Annotated in this window: 19 protein-coding genes; 6 read left to right on the forward strand and 13 right to left on the reverse strand. The window is 41.8% G+C overall.

The genetic code is table 11. From position 1 onward, the window contains the following. The first annotated feature begins 9 nt into the window (after nt 1-9). From AM500_RS17305 to AM500_RS17310, 3 genes are read left to right on the forward strand one after another with little or no spacing between them, the layout of a single operon-like run. A complete protein-coding gene (locus tag AM500_RS17305) occupies nt 10-876 on the forward strand; it encodes a permease (protein ID WP_053600335.1) in 867 nt (288 codons plus the stop codon). Between the two features lie 19 nt (nt 877-895). Then, nucleotides 896-1,036 (forward strand): hypothetical protein, encoded by a 141-nt coding sequence (locus AM500_RS25905; protein WP_197282610.1) that lies wholly within the window; start codon nt 896-898, stop codon nt 1,034-1,036. After that, entirely contained in the window at nt 1,033-1,248 is a 216-nt protein-coding gene (locus AM500_RS17310; protein ID WP_053600336.1) for a hypothetical protein, read from the forward strand. Before AM500_RS25905 ends, AM500_RS17310 begins: the two co-directional genes overlap by 4 nt. Before the next feature lie 86 nt (nt 1,249-1,334). Here the strand turns inward: AM500_RS17310 and AM500_RS17315 are convergent, their stop codons facing one another. The 6 genes from AM500_RS17315 to AM500_RS17340 all read right to left on the reverse strand — a co-directional run bounded on the left by AM500_RS17315 (nt 1,335) and on the right by AM500_RS17340 (nt 6,383). Further along, nucleotides 1,335-1,535 (reverse strand): hypothetical protein, encoded by a 201-nt coding sequence (locus AM500_RS17315; RefSeq protein WP_053600337.1) that lies wholly within the window; start codon nt 1,533-1,535, stop codon nt 1,335-1,337. 286 nt (nt 1,536-1,821) lie between these two features. After that, nucleotides 1,822-2,244 (reverse strand): arsenate reductase (thioredoxin), encoded by a 423-nt coding sequence (arsC, locus tag AM500_RS17320; RefSeq protein ID WP_053600338.1) that lies wholly within the window; start codon nt 2,242-2,244, stop codon nt 1,822-1,824. A gap of 184 nt (nt 2,245-2,428) precedes the next feature. Further along, a complete protein-coding gene (locus AM500_RS17325) occupies nt 2,429-3,727 on the reverse strand; it encodes an arsenical efflux pump membrane protein ArsB (RefSeq protein WP_053600339.1) in 1,299 nt (432 codons plus the stop codon). A gap of 42 nt (nt 3,728-3,769) precedes the next feature. Further along, a complete protein-coding gene (locus AM500_RS17330) occupies nt 3,770-4,117 on the reverse strand; it encodes an ArsR/SmtB family transcription factor (RefSeq protein ID WP_053600340.1) in 348 nt (115 codons plus the stop codon). Nucleotides 4,118-4,226: 109 nt separating this feature from the next. Continuing rightward, nucleotides 4,227-5,711, reverse strand: coding sequence for a SulP family inorganic anion transporter (locus AM500_RS17335; protein ID WP_053600341.1), 1,485 nt, complete (start codon nt 5,709-5,711; stop codon nt 4,227-4,229). A 252-nt stretch (nt 5,712-5,963) separates the two neighbouring features. Continuing rightward, nucleotides 5,964-6,383 carry a universal stress protein gene (locus tag AM500_RS17340; protein WP_053600342.1) on the reverse strand — a complete coding sequence of 140 codons (420 nt, stop codon included), beginning with the start codon at nt 6,381-6,383 and terminating at the stop codon, nt 5,964-5,966. 460 nt (nt 6,384-6,843) lie between these two features. On the opposite strand from AM500_RS17340, the gene AM500_RS17345 reads away from it, so the two are divergent. Then, nucleotides 6,844-7,068 (forward strand): GNAT family N-acetyltransferase, encoded by a 225-nt coding sequence (locus AM500_RS17345; protein ID WP_053600343.1) that lies wholly within the window; start codon nt 6,844-6,846, stop codon nt 7,066-7,068. 128 nt (nt 7,069-7,196) lie between these two features. On the opposite strand, the gene AM500_RS17350 is transcribed toward AM500_RS17345, so the two are convergent. The 3 genes from AM500_RS17350 to AM500_RS17360 form a co-directional block, all read right to left on the reverse strand. Further along, nucleotides 7,197-7,625 carry a YfmQ family protein gene (locus AM500_RS17350; RefSeq protein WP_053600344.1) on the reverse strand — a complete coding sequence of 143 codons (429 nt, stop codon included), beginning with the start codon at nt 7,623-7,625 and terminating at the stop codon, nt 7,197-7,199. 44 nt (nt 7,626-7,669) lie between these two features. Continuing rightward, the gene (locus tag AM500_RS17355; protein ID WP_053600345.1) at nt 7,670-7,864 is read right to left on the reverse strand and encodes a hypothetical protein; all 195 of its coding nucleotides are present in this window, start codon (nt 7,862-7,864) and stop codon (nt 7,670-7,672) included. Between the two features lie 132 nt (nt 7,865-7,996). Further along, nucleotides 7,997-8,656 (reverse strand): Dph6-related ATP pyrophosphatase, encoded by a 660-nt coding sequence (locus AM500_RS17360; protein ID WP_053600346.1) that lies wholly within the window; start codon nt 8,654-8,656, stop codon nt 7,997-7,999. 258 nt (nt 8,657-8,914) lie between these two features. On the opposite strand from AM500_RS17360, the gene AM500_RS17365 reads away from it, so the two are divergent. Then, nucleotides 8,915-9,373: a MarR family winged helix-turn-helix transcriptional regulator gene (locus AM500_RS17365; protein ID WP_053600347.1), complete on the forward strand. Its 459-nt coding sequence runs from the start codon at nt 8,915-8,917 to the stop codon at nt 9,371-9,373. A 4-nt stretch (nt 9,374-9,377) separates the two neighbouring features. Continuing rightward, on the forward strand, nt 9,378-10,580 hold the full coding sequence (locus AM500_RS17370; protein WP_053600348.1) for an MFS transporter: 1,203 nt from the start codon (nt 9,378-9,380) through the stop codon (nt 10,578-10,580). A gap of 162 nt (nt 10,581-10,742) precedes the next feature. On the opposite strand, the gene AM500_RS17375 is transcribed toward AM500_RS17370, so the two are convergent. From AM500_RS17375 to AM500_RS17390, 4 genes are all read right to left on the reverse strand, one after another. Then, on the reverse strand, nt 10,743-10,958 hold the full coding sequence (locus tag AM500_RS17375; RefSeq protein WP_053600349.1) for a hypothetical protein: 216 nt from the start codon (nt 10,956-10,958) through the stop codon (nt 10,743-10,745). A gap of 311 nt (nt 10,959-11,269) precedes the next feature. After that, nucleotides 11,270-12,121, reverse strand: a complete 852-nt coding sequence (locus AM500_RS17380; RefSeq protein ID WP_053600350.1) for a DegV family protein — start codon at nt 12,119-12,121, stop codon at nt 11,270-11,272. Nucleotides 12,122-12,234: 113 nt separating this feature from the next. Then, a complete protein-coding gene (locus AM500_RS17385) occupies nt 12,235-12,885 on the reverse strand; it encodes an SGNH/GDSL hydrolase family protein (RefSeq protein WP_053600351.1) in 651 nt (216 codons plus the stop codon). Nucleotides 12,886-12,898: 13 nt separating this feature from the next. Next, nucleotides 12,899-14,470: a hypothetical protein gene (locus AM500_RS17390; protein WP_053600352.1), complete on the reverse strand. Its 1,572-nt coding sequence runs from the start codon at nt 14,468-14,470 to the stop codon at nt 12,899-12,901. Nucleotides 14,471-14,554 lie beyond the last annotated feature (84 nt).

Raw genomic sequence — 14,554 nt, forward strand, 5'->3', positions numbered from 1 at the left:
GGGCCAGACATGTGGATTGACACCTTAAAAAGCTTCTTCTTTATCGCAGTCGAACTGACAGTTTTATTCGTCATTATTTCTTTTGCCATCAGCCTTCTCCAGGGCTATATCCCCTATGAAAAAATTGAGAAGAAGCTTGCCGGCAAGAACAGAATCATCGGGGCGGTTTTCGCTATCCTTTTTGCCTTCATCACCCCTTTCTGCTCTTGCTCGACGATACCAGTTGTCGTCAATATGCTTAAAAAGAAGATGCCTTTCGGGATTGTAATGATTTTCCTTTTCGCCTCCCCTGTCCTTGATCCAACGATTTTAACATTGATGGGTGTGGTCCTCGGCTGGAAAGTGACGATTCTTTATACGGTCTTAACCACTGTTTTCTCTACCATCATCGGTTTTACTCTGGAGGCAATTGGAGCCGAGAAGTATGTTAAAAATGTCGTGATGACCGGCTATGAAGAAACGACAAAGAAATTCAATTTTAATCTAGCTGTTAAAGAAACTGTCGCTCTTATGAAAAGTGTATACCCATATCTGATTATTGGCGCCGCGATTGGAGCGGTTATCCATGGACTCGTTCCAACTGAATTCATTTCCACCGTTTTTGGAAAGGACCATTGGTGGCTCATCCCAATCGCTGCGATTATCGGAGTGCCATTGTATATCAGGCTTTCAAGCATGATTCCGATATCGCAAATCCTTATTATGAAAGGAATGGCACTCGGCCCCGTCATGGCGATGCTGATCAGCTCAGCCGGTGCCAGCCTCCCGGAAGTCATTTTGTTAAAATCAATCTTCAAAAAAGAACTCGTTGCACTGTTTGTTTTATCAGTGGTGTCGATGTCCACGATTTCAGGTTTTATCTTTTACTTTATTTAAGAAATTGGAGGATGATGAGATGTTTAACCTATTTAAGAAAACTGGCAAAGACTCAAGCTGTTGCACCATTAAAATTGAAGAAGTAAAGGACAGTTGCTGCAGTGAGACGAAACAGCAGGACTCTGCAATGGAAACTGACGAGGAGAAGTGCTGTTCATGACAGTCAATCATGGCGGTACGATGAAAAAAGAATACTTCCTCTCTTACCTTAGGCTGATCATGAATTTCCGGAAATGCAGTGTGAACGAGGCCAGGAATCTGGCGCTTCAGATGTTTTTCAGAAATGATAAAAACGCATATGGAACCGAGACATACACGAACTTTATTAATGCTGTGAGAAGTCTACAGGATTCCTGCTGCATAGCTGAGTAGCAAGAAAAGGGCCAGTCACATAGTGATTGGCCCTTTGATTATGCATATTTTAAAGGAGTATCCTACCCCTTCTTAGTCGGAATCTGTCATCCGCCTACTATACATGTAGCATCGGAGCTTCCAACAGCAGAATTGAGTTCCTCAAGAAGTAAAGTGAGCTGTTCGCCTTCTGTCAGTTCTTCTAAGGTCAGTTTTGAAAGCAGGATATTATGCTTCTTGAAAAGTTCGGCTGTATTTCCCCAAACTTCAGCTATCGCATGCGGAGACATGGTAGCTTGTATAACCATCTTTAAAACCCCTTTTCGCTGTGAACTAGTTTCGAAGTATATTTCTCAGCTCCAAAAAACTCCTTTTCATAAACATCGTTCCGTTTCAGGGAGAAATGCTATTGGCGTCATTTCAGGTTTAAAAAGAGCTTGAAACGTGTCCAATGAGTGCTATTGGCACCATTTCAGGTTAAAAAAAAGCTTGAAACGTGCCCAATAAGTGCTATTGGCGTCATTTCAGGTTTAAAAAGAGCTAGAAACGTGTCCAATAAGTGCTATTGGTGAGTGCTATTGGCTTCGGCTAATTTTACTTTCCAGTTTCAGCAAAAGTCTTAATGCGGTCGCGAATCTCGTCGCGGACGCGCTGGAAGATTGCCCACTTTTCGTCGTCGGTTCCTTCCGCTTTTGCCGGGTCATCAAAGCCCCAGTGTTCCTTTTTCACATGCGGAGGTGTTACCGGGCAATGGTCTGCGGCATGGCCGCAAAGGGTTACCACAAGATCGGCGTTGTTCAGGATGTCCGGGTCAATAACATCCGAGGTATGGGCTGAAATGTCAACGCCCGCTTCTTTCATTGCTTTAACCGCATTGGGGTTCAGTCCATGTGCTTCGAGGCCTGCACTTTTGACTTCCCATTCATCGCTGTTAAGATAATTTTTCGCCCAGCCTTCAGCCATCTGGCTGCGGCAGGAGTTACCGGTACACAAGAAGTAAATAGTTTTTTTAGACATAGAAAAATCTCCTTTCTGAGGAAAAGGGGCGGAGCTTTGCAGAGGATTAATTCGGAGAATCTAGGAATCATGTCCGTCCGTTTGTCCAGCTGGGAAAGTTAGAATTCCCAGCTGCGCTCCACCGCCTAATTTGTTAGTTTTCTTTGTTTCACAGTTCAACTCTTAAATGGGTTGGGTTTGATTTTTACGAAAGTATAGTCAGCCAAATATAAAGACCTACCAATGTAATGAACAGCGTAGGGATCGTGAGTACAATTCCTGTTTTAAAATAGGTGCCCCATGATATCCTGACTCCTTTTAACGACAAGACGTGCAGCCATAGCAAGGTGGCAAGTGAACCAATCGGGGTAATTTTCGGCCCCAGGTCCGATCCAATTACATTCGCATAAATTAACGCTTCTCTTACAATCCCGGTAGTATTCGTCTCGGCAATCGCAAGTGCATCAATCATAACGGTCGGCATGTTATTCATGACGGATGACAGGATAGCTGCAATGAAGCCCATTCCAATGGTTGCCGCAAACAGCCCATGGTCAGCGGTCCATTGGATTGCATCCGCGAGGACATCTGTTAAACCGGCGTTTCTTAAACCGTAGACGACTACATACATACCAATCGAGAAAAACACAATATTCCATGGCGCCCCTTTTACAACAGTTCTAGTGTTAACAGCAGGGCTTTTCCTTGCCATGAACAAAAAGAAAATCGCAACAATTCCTGCAATAATCGAGACTGGGATTTTCAGGAATTCACTAATGAAATAACCCACCAGGAGTACGCCTAAAACAGCCCAAGAAAGGCGGAACATTTTCTCATCTTTAATGGCCTCCAAAGGCTTCTTTAACTGACCCAGTTCATACTTCTTTGGCAGATTTTTTCTAAAGTAAAGATAAAGAACAAGGATGCTGGCCACTAGTGAAAAGAGATTCGGGACGATCATTCTTGACGCGTATTCATTAAATCCGATGCCGAAAAAGTCGGCGGAAACAATGTTGACCAAATTGCTGACAACAAGCGGTAAGGAAGTCGTATCCGCAATAAATCCACTGGCGATGATAAATGGAAAGATCATTTTCTCCTCAAATTTAAGGTTCCTGACCATTGCCAGTACGATTGGGGTAAGGATAAGCGCCGCACCGTCATTCGCAAACAGTGCTGCGACGAGGGCACCAAGAATACAAATGAATACGAATAATTTAATTCCATTTCCTTTAGCTGTCCTTGCCATATGCAAAGCCGCCCATTCAAAAAATCCAATCTCATCAAGTATTAATGAAATAAGAATTATCGCAATGAATGTAAAGGTAGCATTCCAGACAATCCGGGTCACATCGATGACATCGGCAAAGTCAACGACACCAACAAGCAGAGCAAGAACTGCCCCTCCGCACGCCGACCAGCCTATCGATAAATTCCTCGGCTGCCAGATGACCAGGATGAGTGTTGCTAAAAATATAAACGAAGCAAGTAATGTTGAGACCAAGGTCAAACCTCCAACTAATCATATGAATTTTTCAAAAAACACTTAACAGCCGCAGCGCATCGTTGGATTGCTTTTCAGGATTTGCTGCATTTTTTCCGTCTGCTCAGGGACATACTGTAGGATGTTCTCAACCAGAGGAAAAGCATCACTATCCGTATTAATGGAATAATAAATCCACTGGCCCTTCCGTTCTTCCTTTACAAGTCCGGCATCCTTAAGTTTCCGGAGATGCTGGCTAATGGAAGGCTGGCTCATATCAAATACTTCAAGCAATTCACACACACAAAGCTCCCTAATTTGCAAAAGGGCCATAATCGTAAGTCTTGTCCGATCACCAAGAAGTTTCATTATCAGCGAAGCTTCTTCTACTTCCACCTTTATCTGTTGCACGGATCCACCTCTTTTCATTCATACTAAGTGATATAATTATATAACTATTCACTTATATATCGCAAGAAGCTCGGGGACGGTTCGCAAAGTAGAACCGTCCCCTGTTTGCTTAATGGCTGGCGACTTTTTCAAGGCCGCCTGGTTTGTTGTGAGTAGCTATCCGTTCGATTAATTTATTGCTCTCTTTGTTTAACCCTTTCAGATTTACCTTTATACCATTCTGATGGTATTTGATAACAACTTTATCAATCGCGCCAACTGCCGAGTCATCCCACAAATGGGCATTCGATAAATCGAGGTCAATTTCTTTTACATCTTCCTTAAAGTCAAAGCTGTTGACAAAGTCCGTAACAGAAGCAAAGAATAGCTGTCCTGATACATGATATACCTTTTTATGTGATCCCGGTGCAGACATACTGGTAACCTTCACTTTGGATATCTTAGCTGCAAAGAAAATTGAGCTTAGAATTATTCCGACCAACACACCTTTAGATAAATCATGAGTCTGCATGACAGTAATAACTGTTACGAGCATAACAATAGTATCTGTAATCGGTACCTTCTTTACTGTCTTAAATAACGACCAATCAAATGTTCCAATCGAAACCATGATCATAACGCCGACTAATGCAGCCATGGGAATTTGAACAAGGAAATCCTTAAACAGAATGATTAGCATCAATAAGAAAGATCCAGCAATCAAAGTGGACAGACGTCCTCGTCCACCCGATTTTACATTAATAACAGATTGGCCAATCATCGCACAACCCGCCATGCCGCCAAAAAAGCCGGAAACGATATTGGCGATTCCCTGTCCGCGTGCTTCTTTGTTTTTATCAGAGTCAGTGTCTGTCATATCGTCAACGATAGACGCAGTAAGAAGTGATTCAACTAATCCAACGATGGCTATCGATAAGGAATAGGGAAAGATGATTTGCAGTGTCTCCAGTGTAAATGGAATATCAGGAATCAAAAATACCGGGAGTGTGGATGTTAGTTCGCCCATGTCTCCAACTGTCCGGACATCACTGCCTGTAAAAATCGCAACGGCGGTCATGGCCACAATAGCGACCAATGGGGATGGTACGGCTTTTGTAAAACGCGGAAGAATATATATAATCGCAAGGGCCCCCGCAACCATCGCATACATTTGCCAAGACTCTCCAACAAAATGAGGCAATTGGGATGCAAAAATCATGATTGCGAGTGCATTAACGAAGCCAGTCATAACAGATCGGGGAACAAATTTCATCAGCCGTCCTAGTTTTAATGCTCCCATAACAATCTGAATTACACCGGTCAAAATGGTAGCAGCTAGCAAGTATTCCAATCCATGGTCTCTCACCAATGTGGTCATCAACAAAGCAGTTGCACCAGTTGCCGCTGAAATCATCCCCGGCCGGCCACCAACAAACGCAATCGTAAACGCTATACAAAACGAGGCATACAGCCCCACCATAGGGTCAACCCCGGCAATAAGCGAAAAGGCAATTGCTTCAGGAATCAAAGCGAGGGCAACAACTATGCCTGCCAAAACCTCTCCTTTTATGCTGCCGTTTCCCAGCCATGCAGATTTAATTGTAGTTAAATTCAATCCTTTTATCTCTCCTTTTCATCATTTGTATTTTTGACTTTCAACTCTCATGAAAGTCGGGTCCGTAGGCAACAGGAAACAGTATAAAGGATAGTGACTAAAATGTGAAACATGGTGTAAGCGCCTCAACTTAAAGTTTTCTCACATATTCAAGGTTTTTCTTCCATTTACTATGTAACACTATATTTCTTTTAAAAAACACTGCCAAAAACAGAGAAAACAGGTTAGCCTGGTGGCAAACCTGTTTAGTCGTTATTTTACTATTAATACCGGGCAATTTGCCCGCTTGGCTACTTTATGGCTGACGCTTCCTAATACAAACTCTTGCAATGCATTTAATCCTCTACTCCCTATAACCACTATTTCAAACTTGTTACGGTTTACGTAATCAACGATTGCGGGGCCAGGGTCACCATGAAGTATTTTTATATTATAAGAAACACCTGCATTTTCAGCCATTTTTTTTACTTGCCTTAACCGTTTTTTCCGACTGTCTTCTAAACCAGCTGAATTCCAATTAGCCAGTACTTCCGATTTGACCTTGTCATGATCGGCTACATAGAGAATCTCTAACTTCGAATTCGAACTACATTTTGCAATTTGTAGTGCATTTTCGGTAGCTCTTATTGCATGTTGGGACCCATCCGTTGCCAAGGCAATTTTTTTATACATTCCCACTACCTCCAAAGATAGTTCATGGTCTTGTCAAATTGATATTTATTTCTTCACAAGGATTGATTAACCCTTTAATTTTACATCCTACAAATCAATTTATAATCAAACAATTATGTATAAATGGAAAACCATGCAGATAGATTTTCAAGCCAATGCTAGTCTGTCATGAGTAATTTTTCCGAAATGATTCTTCTTCTTTTAGGTAGCGCATTTATGGAAAGAACGTTTGGATTATGCAGATCGAAATATGGAGGATTTGTATGGGTGTAATTGCTGAAACGGAACGTCTGCTAGTAAGGATTTTTGAGGCGGAGGATGTTGAGCATACCTAGGACTTTTGGGGAGACAAGAAAGTAATGAAGCAATGTAACGGCGCCGTCCCTCATGAGCATCTGCGAAAGCGCTCGGAGCTTATGCAGCCTGCCATGCGGGAAAAGGCCTTTAGGTATACGCGGTTGTGGATAAGGAATCTGGAAAGGTTATGGGTGCTGCAGGATTTAATGTACATGACACTCCGGAAACATCCAAATTAATTTACCATTTCTCAAAGTCAGCATGGGGCAAAGGTTTCGCAACCGAAGCAGCTGCTGCATGTGTGGAGCTTGCAAAAAAACATCCTGGAACAGTAACAATCTTTGCGTCAGCCGACCCGGACAACACTGGTTCCCTTAAAATCTTATAAACAATTGGCTTTGAGTATAAGGACATGAAATGTTCGAAGACACAAAGCAGGAAGAGCCCTATTACGAAATGATTGTAAAAAGGATCGCATCCAAAAAAATAGGAAGCAGGGAACTTTCCCTTGCTTCCTTAAAGCGGGTTTAGTGGAAATTTATCTGAGAAGAGGCTGTATGCAATAAGTTTCTTTTTTGACTTTTTCACAACATCAATTCGGTCCGCGTACGGAAACACATAAAGTTCAGCAGAATGTTTCCCGGTTTTCGCATCAACGATAATTGGCTGAACACCGCTCTCGGGGTTCAAATACGTATCCTCTGTGCCAGGCCATACATAGTGTTTTTCTTTAAAAACAGATTCATTAAAAGCACTAATAAGTGTTGCTTTCTTCTCTTCCTCCAGCACTTGCCCTTTATACAAAACCGTGGCACTTCTGCTATCCAGCTTTGAATGTGTTTCAAACTTACCGGTCATCCAGTTAATCACATCTGTGGGCAGGCAGGTGACGACAATTTTAAAAAGACTAAAAAGAACAATTGCCAGGATTATACCCCAGGTCATAATCATTCGCTCCCTATTATTTCATTCATATTATTAAAAAAACACTAAACAACCCAATAAATATACACACCAACAGCAACCAGCGATAAAAAGATCACAACACCATAAATAATCAATAAGTTTGTCGTATTTCTCTTGGTAGACTTACTATAATTCTCATCCGCCTTACCGGCTAAAAGCAGTGTAGAAATCAGTGCAACTATAATTACAATAATAACCAAAACAAGTCCGATATCCACATAAACACCCCTTTTAACTTATTAAACACGCTTCATCCTATCTAAGTATAACTTTTTCACCAAAGGATTGGAACAAATAAAACCCAAATAGAGAGGGGGCGACCTTTACCCCGAGGGGTAAGGGTCAGACCCCTATATCAGATCGCAATAGTGAAACCTTCCATTTTCCAGTTTACTGCCAATAGTGAACTCAACGTTTGTTTTAAAAATGGGCCCGGCAAAACAAAACGTGTGAAATTCTCCGTTTTCCCCGCATGGGTCTGCGGTTGGAGGCAAGGCTTTGAGAAAATCCCAATCGAGAAGCCTTCCGAGGAATTCACTGCCTAATTTTTCACTATCTATGCAAGTGGTAATCGTTTGAAACCCGAGGGAAATGAATTCTTTTATGATTTCCTCTGTATCTTCATTCCATAGCGGGAATACACCTTTCAAGCCATGTTTGTTAACGGTATGTTCCCGGTATTCTTTAATATCTTCCAAAAAGATATCACCGAACACCACCGAGGTCACTCCATCTTTTTTTAACGATTCAAGCATACTGGCCATTTTCTCCTGATAAACATGGTTAGGGCATTCCCTGGGAACGTACATTTTTCTTAGCGGTAAACCTAGGCTATCCGCTTGTTTCTCCAGCAGGCTCTCCTTCACGCCATGACTGCTGATCCGGTGATCCTCTTCAACAATTGTTGTAAATAAACTGTCCACAATATAGTTGCCACTTTGCAAAACCTTATAGAGGGCAAAACAGCTATCCTTGCCACCGCTCCAGGAAATCGCAATCCGATCCTTCATGTCTCTCCACCTTAGATAAATTTTTAGCTTCACTGTTATTAACCCAATGATATCAAAAGTTTAATAGAAGAGGCATTAAATTTTCACTTTAGTGTTATAGTCCGCTTTTGACTGTCTCAGGGTTTAATGGTAAAGGGGTGAGACCCCTACCCCCTAGGGTAAGGGTCTCACCCCAAAAAGGAACCACCCCTTGCTTATCTCCTGTAATTTAGTTATAATTTATAATTATGTTTTATAACGTGTTAAAGGTGGTTTAGGATGAAGAATGATGTAAGGCTGTTTGATCGGGTAATGGATAGCCTGGTTGCGGCAAAAAATTCATATGACGCACTCCCTCCCTTAAAACAAAGAATGAAGCCGATTTACCACCGGGTTCTCTATATGATCCACCGCCTCCAGGAAGAACAAGGTGCCGCTCGGGTATCTGACCTTAGTTCCGGACTGGATATCCTTCTGCCTAATATGACAAAGCTTCTCAAAGAAATGGAAGGTCAGCAGCTCGTCGAAAAATACCGGCCTCCAATCGATAAACGGGTAGTCCAAATTAGAATGACCTCTCAAGGCGAACAGTATTTCAACGATCGTGTCCTGCCATACCGCAATCAAGTCCTGAAAGAACTTGATAATCTTGAAACGGCCGACGTTGAAACCATGATCCGCACAATTCACCAAATACAAGATATACTTCACCGGGTATACGCAGATAGAAAGGACTAATGCAATGCAACAAGAAAAAATCTGGACGAAGGATTTCATCGTCCTTATAACATCGAATTTCTTTATCTCATTAACATTTTATTTGCTCATGACTTCTATGGCTTTATATGCGGTCAAAACATTTCAATCTTCACAAAGCAGCGCGGGACTGGCTGCAAGTATTTTTATCATTGGCGCAGTTTTCTCAAGACTCATCGCTGGAAAATACGTCGATGTCATCGGCCGCAAGAAAACACTGTATGGAGGGCTTGTCCTCTTTTTGATTAGCTCACTTCTTTATTTTCCTGTAGAAAGTTTAGCCCTGTTGTTTGTCATCCGTTTTGTTCATGGCCTGGCATTTGGAGTTGTATCTACTGTTCTGGCAACTGCTGCCATGGATTCCTTACCAATCGCACGCCGCGGTGAAGGCAATGGCTACTTTTCACTAAGTTCCGCATTGGCTACTGCGGTTGGACCTTTTCTCGCATTATTTCTTTCCACGAACTATGGCTATAATGCCATCTTCTTGGGGGGAGTAATCTTCAGTATCCTGGCGCTGGGCTCAGCGATGCTTGGACATGTAAAGGAACCTAAGCTAACCGTCCAGGACCGTGCCCTTTTAAAAAGTGGATTCAAGCCAGGTGACTTTTTTGAAATGTCAGCCGTACCTGTATCACTGATCATGGTTATTGCCGGTATTGGTTATTCGAGCGTTGTCTCCTTTATCAACTCTTATGCAATTGAAATCGATTTGACCAATGCCGCTGCTTTTTTCTTTGTGGTTTACGCCATCTTCCTGTTCATATCCAGGCCAATTGCCGGCAAACTCTTTGACAGTCGAGGTGAAAACACGGTTATCTATCCGTCGCTTATCATGTTCGCAATTAGCCTGTTATTGGTCGGTATCGCGCAGAATGGCCTAACACTGCTTCTCGCAGGTGCCCTTCTTGCGTTTGGATTTGGAACCTTGATGTCGAGTTTGCAGACAGTTGCTGTAAAAGTAGCGCCGCATAACAGAATTGCCCTTGCGATTTCAACATTCTATATCTGCCTTGACGGCGGTATGGGGATCGGTCCTTACATTATCGGGCTCATCGTCCCACTCGTCGGTTTTCGCGGCATGTACCTCATCCTTGCGGCCATTGTCCTAAGTTTGGTATTCCTCTATTACCAGCTCCACGGGCGAAAAGCTGCAGCAGAACAACGCTACAAACAAATTGAAGCTTAAATTTATATGAAAGCAGTAAATAAAAACGCTTGGAGAATTCCAAGCGTTTTTTGTGCAATAAGTATTATCAATTTAGCTAATAGAACTACTTAGAAAAGAGGCTTCTAAAAACGAAAGACACAATTCCCGCATTTTCACTATCACAAGTACATATATCTACTTTTAACTTCGAATGATATTAACTACTTTTTTGGTGGTCAGTACCGAGGCCGGTATGGCAATTACGACTGTAAAAAATAGCTGGAAGAGGAATATAAGCAGACCATACGGGGCAAGCATTTCGAGATTGCCTATAATAACAAAAATCCGGCTCATAATAATCGTATAAATAACGAAAAATACGAATGCTAAAAAATAATACACCAAATCCTTAGCCATTCGCACACCCCCATTAACCCTTATTAAAAACAATCAGTCGAACAATACCCTCAAAATAATTTTAACATAAATATCCAGAAAACCCCTATTCGAAAATAAAAATTCCTTAGCCGCCCGAACACCAAAAGAGGGCGACTTTTGGCCACCCCCTAAAATTGCTCTCTTGTTAAATTCGTTCTCGTTGTTGGGCTCGCGCTGCCTCAACTTTTTCTTCGTACGATCGTTTATACTGCCTTCTAATCGACCGCAGCCTTAACTTTTTCTCCGTACGGTTGTTTATATTACCTTCTAAATCGGTTTTTACACTCGCCCTACAATTCTAACCCCGCAACCCCAAATCCACCGGGCCCGGCATGCGTGGATATCATCGCCCCAGCTTGAATCCATCTAATATTTTCAAAACCAGATTCCCTGGCAATTTCCTCAGCCCTCTGCTTAATGCTGTCATCGAGTCCGAGCGAGTAAATAAGGTAAAGCTGACTTCTATCAATATTGTACTCTGTTAAATATTCGCGCAAGAGTTTCTCAGCAACGACGTTCATCTTCCCGCGGAATTTTTTAGTAGAAACAAGCTTTCCATCGATCAGTTCGATGCACGGCTTTATTTTCAGCAAAGCCCCGCCAAGATAAGCAATATTGCTTACACGGCCACCGGCTCTTAAAAAATCAAGGCTTCCCGGAGTGAAGGCAAGCTTCGACTTGGGAATCACTGTTTCTATTTTTTCAATCAAGCGGGCTGGTTCAATCTCAGGTTCACTCTCCAACAAGGTAGCAGCATACATTACAACGGCCAATAATCCGCCAGTCACGTTCAAAGCGTCAATGAGAAATAGGTTCTGGAATTCCTCGGCTGCAATCACTGCATTTTGAAAGGAAGACGATGCCTTTGATGTATAGCCAACATGAATAATCGTGCAGCCTGGATGTTCAGCTTTTATCCTCGAAAAAAACTCCTGGTACTCATGTACATTCGTAGCTGTTGTAGAGGGTATTTTTTTCGTCCGCTCATAATAATCATAAATATGCTCAACCGGTAATGAACCATCCGGATAATCCTTATCATCCATAATCACATGCATCGGTACAACCTCAATAGCATATTTATCCGTTAAATCCTTTGGTAAATCCGCGCCACTCTCCGTCGATAACACAATCCTGCTCATTGATTGTCCCCTTTCATCCCACCGCTAATATAGTTCGACCTTTATAGACATATCTTAACTATACAGCAGAAGGACCAAACAATGAAGCGGTTTGCCAGAAAGGCAGCAGTGTTTTACCCCACTGATTGGCCGTTCCTATTCTGGCTGAACAAATGCTGGGTTGCCTTTATCCAAGTCTTTGCCATTAACATATTACCCATGCTGTTCATGTGGACACCATCAATTGTTAGTGGTTGTCGATTGCCATGCTTTAAATAGTTGATAAATTCCTGATGTGTCGGTACAACGATTCCGTGATATTTACGTGCCAATTTATCAACAATCTTAACGTACGGGCCCAGCTTCAAATTCCCTTCGGCTTGGATATCTTCATTTATAACCGTTGGTTCCATCAATATGATTGTTGCATTCGTTTTTCCTTTGAGGTTTGTAAGCAGGGATTCATAAATTTCTTCAAACCGGTCTGGATATATTTGAACCATTTCAGGACTATCGAATTGCCGCCAAACATCATTAATTCCGATTGAAATCGATACAAAATCCGGCTGCAGGGAAACGACATCCTGCTCCCACCGTTCAGCCAAGTCATCCACCCGGTTACCGCTAATCCCTTTATTGAACATGTCCATATCACGTTCCGGATATGTAATCTTTAAATAATCGTGAACTAAACGAACATAGCCAGTACCTATATCATCACCTTCACTTTTTCCCCACCAAGTGATGCTGTCTCCGATAAATACAATTCGTTGTTTCATGCTCATCCTCCAAACTTAGTCATTTACCGGCCTTCGCTTCCCATTCAGAAAGGTATGCGTTTAATTTTTTCCCGGTAAAATGAACATAAAAAGAAATAAGGCTGTTCGGTTCGCTAATATTGTCTACTGGTTTCCCATTGAGTTGTTCAAAATCGCTTATCCAGCTTTTTATCTCATTAATAATCTTTTCCAGCCCATCAAAGGCCTCCACCTTTTCAGGATCAATCAACCGGTTTGGAAATAGAGGAACGTTCCACTTTGAAACATTCGAGAGAGCGGTTTCCAATTTTCCGAGTATTTGTTTTACCTCACTATCATGGTTTCCGAACTGTGCGTAAAAATCGTTTTCAATATCTTCGAAGGAATCTCCCCAGCTTAAGCGGGCAAAAAAATAACTATTCATCAACTGAATCGATTTCCACGGATACACCATGTCTTCATTTGTCGCATTGGATTTTGGGATGAACGGAACAATCAAATTAACGATTTGCTCGATTCCAATTTGCGAATAAAATTCGATGTCATCCCTAATTCTTTGAAATAAAGGAGGAAAAAGATCGCCTAACATGAAATGATCGCTATAATACTCAAAAATCGTTAACTCTTTATCGCTCGCATTAGTAACGCTCCGCCATTTTTGTAATGCTTCGTATGCTCTTTCCTCCTTCATGAAGGATTGTTGATAATTCCTGCCCCAAAAAGCAAATAATGTATCAACAGATTTAGAGCTTTCCTCCTCATCGGGTAGCTCTAACATTTCCCATGATAGCCCTGCATTATAAGCGATATGTTCGACACTAATATTAGGCAGCTGCTTTTTTAATTGTTCCGTAAACTCAATATAATGAGTCAAAAAGTGCTGATCATCCTCTATCCCCACATCCGCCGGCCATAACGATATCCGTTTTATCGAGCTTGATTCACTACAATAGCCTTTGATTTTGTCTATGACGACACTCTTCCATCCATCATTAGAAAAATCAATTTGTTTTTTCTCGGATGCTGAACTTTCGCTTAAAAGGTAATGCATGCTATGCCCGCCCAGGGTTATCATCAGCCCTCGCTTTTCAATCTCTTCTGCCACTGCATGCTTTATCTTGTCCCATAACATAAAAGTAAAGAATAGTTCATTAATATAGTGTTTAGCTGACCAGTCAATTAACTGCAGAAGAAAATCAGTATCCTCATAGTTTTCAAGGACCAAGCCTCTTCTCTTCATTTTCCCACTAATCATTCCAGCGGTATCGGCATTATTTCCAATATAATTAAGTGTATCTTTTGATAGAAAACTAGCCCACTTATATCCGAACAGTTTTTTACATATATGATATACACCAAACAGCACCGAACGCGGGTTAGATCCGATAATATACATTTCACTGTCTTTTTCCAACACCTGAAAGGTATCGGCAGACCCTTCAGCGTTTGTATTTTCGTCGATGAGATTCCTTTCTAGAAAATCCTGATAGACCCCTATAACAAATGAAAAAGGAATCGTTTGTTGAACCGGTTCCGCGTATTTTATCAACTCGTCTTTCGCAAACCTTACCACTGGATTTTCATTTAAAATAGTACATTGAATATCAGACAAATAGGTACCTCCTCAGATTCCCTTTTTATCATTTTCCGCCAGAATACTCCCACTTCAAGGAATGTGAAAGTCGTAGCCCAATGA

The organism is Bacillus sp. FJAT-18017, from assembly GCF_001278805.1.
GTDB lineage: Bacteria > Bacillota > Bacilli > Bacillales > Cytobacillaceae > Bacillus_D.

What these genes read in the sequence shown, in the direction of transcription:
- AM500_RS17305 (WP_053600335.1), top strand. Translation starts at nt 10, where the DNA reads ATGTGGATTGACACCTTAAAAAGCTTCTTCTTTATCGCAGTCGAACTG.
- AM500_RS25905 (WP_197282610.1), top strand. Translation starts at nt 896, where the DNA reads ATGTTTAACCTATTTAAGAAAACTGGCAAAGACTCAAGCTGTTGCACC.
- AM500_RS17310 (WP_053600336.1), top strand. Translation starts at nt 1,033, where the DNA reads ATGACAGTCAATCATGGCGGTACGATGAAAAAAGAATACTTCCTCTCT.
- AM500_RS17315 (WP_053600337.1), bottom strand. Translation starts at nt 1,535, where the DNA reads ATGGTTATACAAGCTACCATGTCTCCGCATGCGATAGCTGAAGTTTGG.
- arsC (WP_053600338.1), bottom strand. Translation starts at nt 2,244, where the DNA reads ATGTCTAAAAAAACTATTTACTTCTTGTGTACCGGTAACTCCTGCCGC.
- AM500_RS17340 (WP_053600342.1), bottom strand. Translation starts at nt 6,383, where the DNA reads ATGTATAAAAAAATTGCCTTGGCAACGGATGGGTCCCAACATGCAATA.
- AM500_RS17350 (WP_053600344.1), bottom strand. Translation starts at nt 7,625, where the DNA reads ATGACCTGGGGTATAATCCTGGCAATTGTTCTTTTTAGTCTTTTTAAA.
- AM500_RS17360 (WP_053600346.1), bottom strand. Translation starts at nt 8,656, where the DNA reads ATGAAGGATCGGATTGCGATTTCCTGGAGCGGTGGCAAGGATAGCTGT.
- AM500_RS17365 (WP_053600347.1), top strand. Translation starts at nt 8,915, where the DNA reads ATGAAGAATGATGTAAGGCTGTTTGATCGGGTAATGGATAGCCTGGTT.
- AM500_RS17370 (WP_053600348.1), top strand. Translation starts at nt 9,378, where the DNA reads ATGCAACAAGAAAAAATCTGGACGAAGGATTTCATCGTCCTTATAACA.
- AM500_RS17375 (WP_053600349.1), bottom strand. Translation starts at nt 10,958, where the DNA reads ATGGCTAAGGATTTGGTGTATTATTTTTTAGCATTCGTATTTTTCGTT.
- AM500_RS17380 (WP_053600350.1), bottom strand. Translation starts at nt 12,121, where the DNA reads ATGAGCAGGATTGTGTTATCGACGGAGAGTGGCGCGGATTTACCAAAG.
- AM500_RS17385 (WP_053600351.1), bottom strand. Translation starts at nt 12,885, where the DNA reads ATGAGCATGAAACAACGAATTGTATTTATCGGAGACAGCATCACTTGG.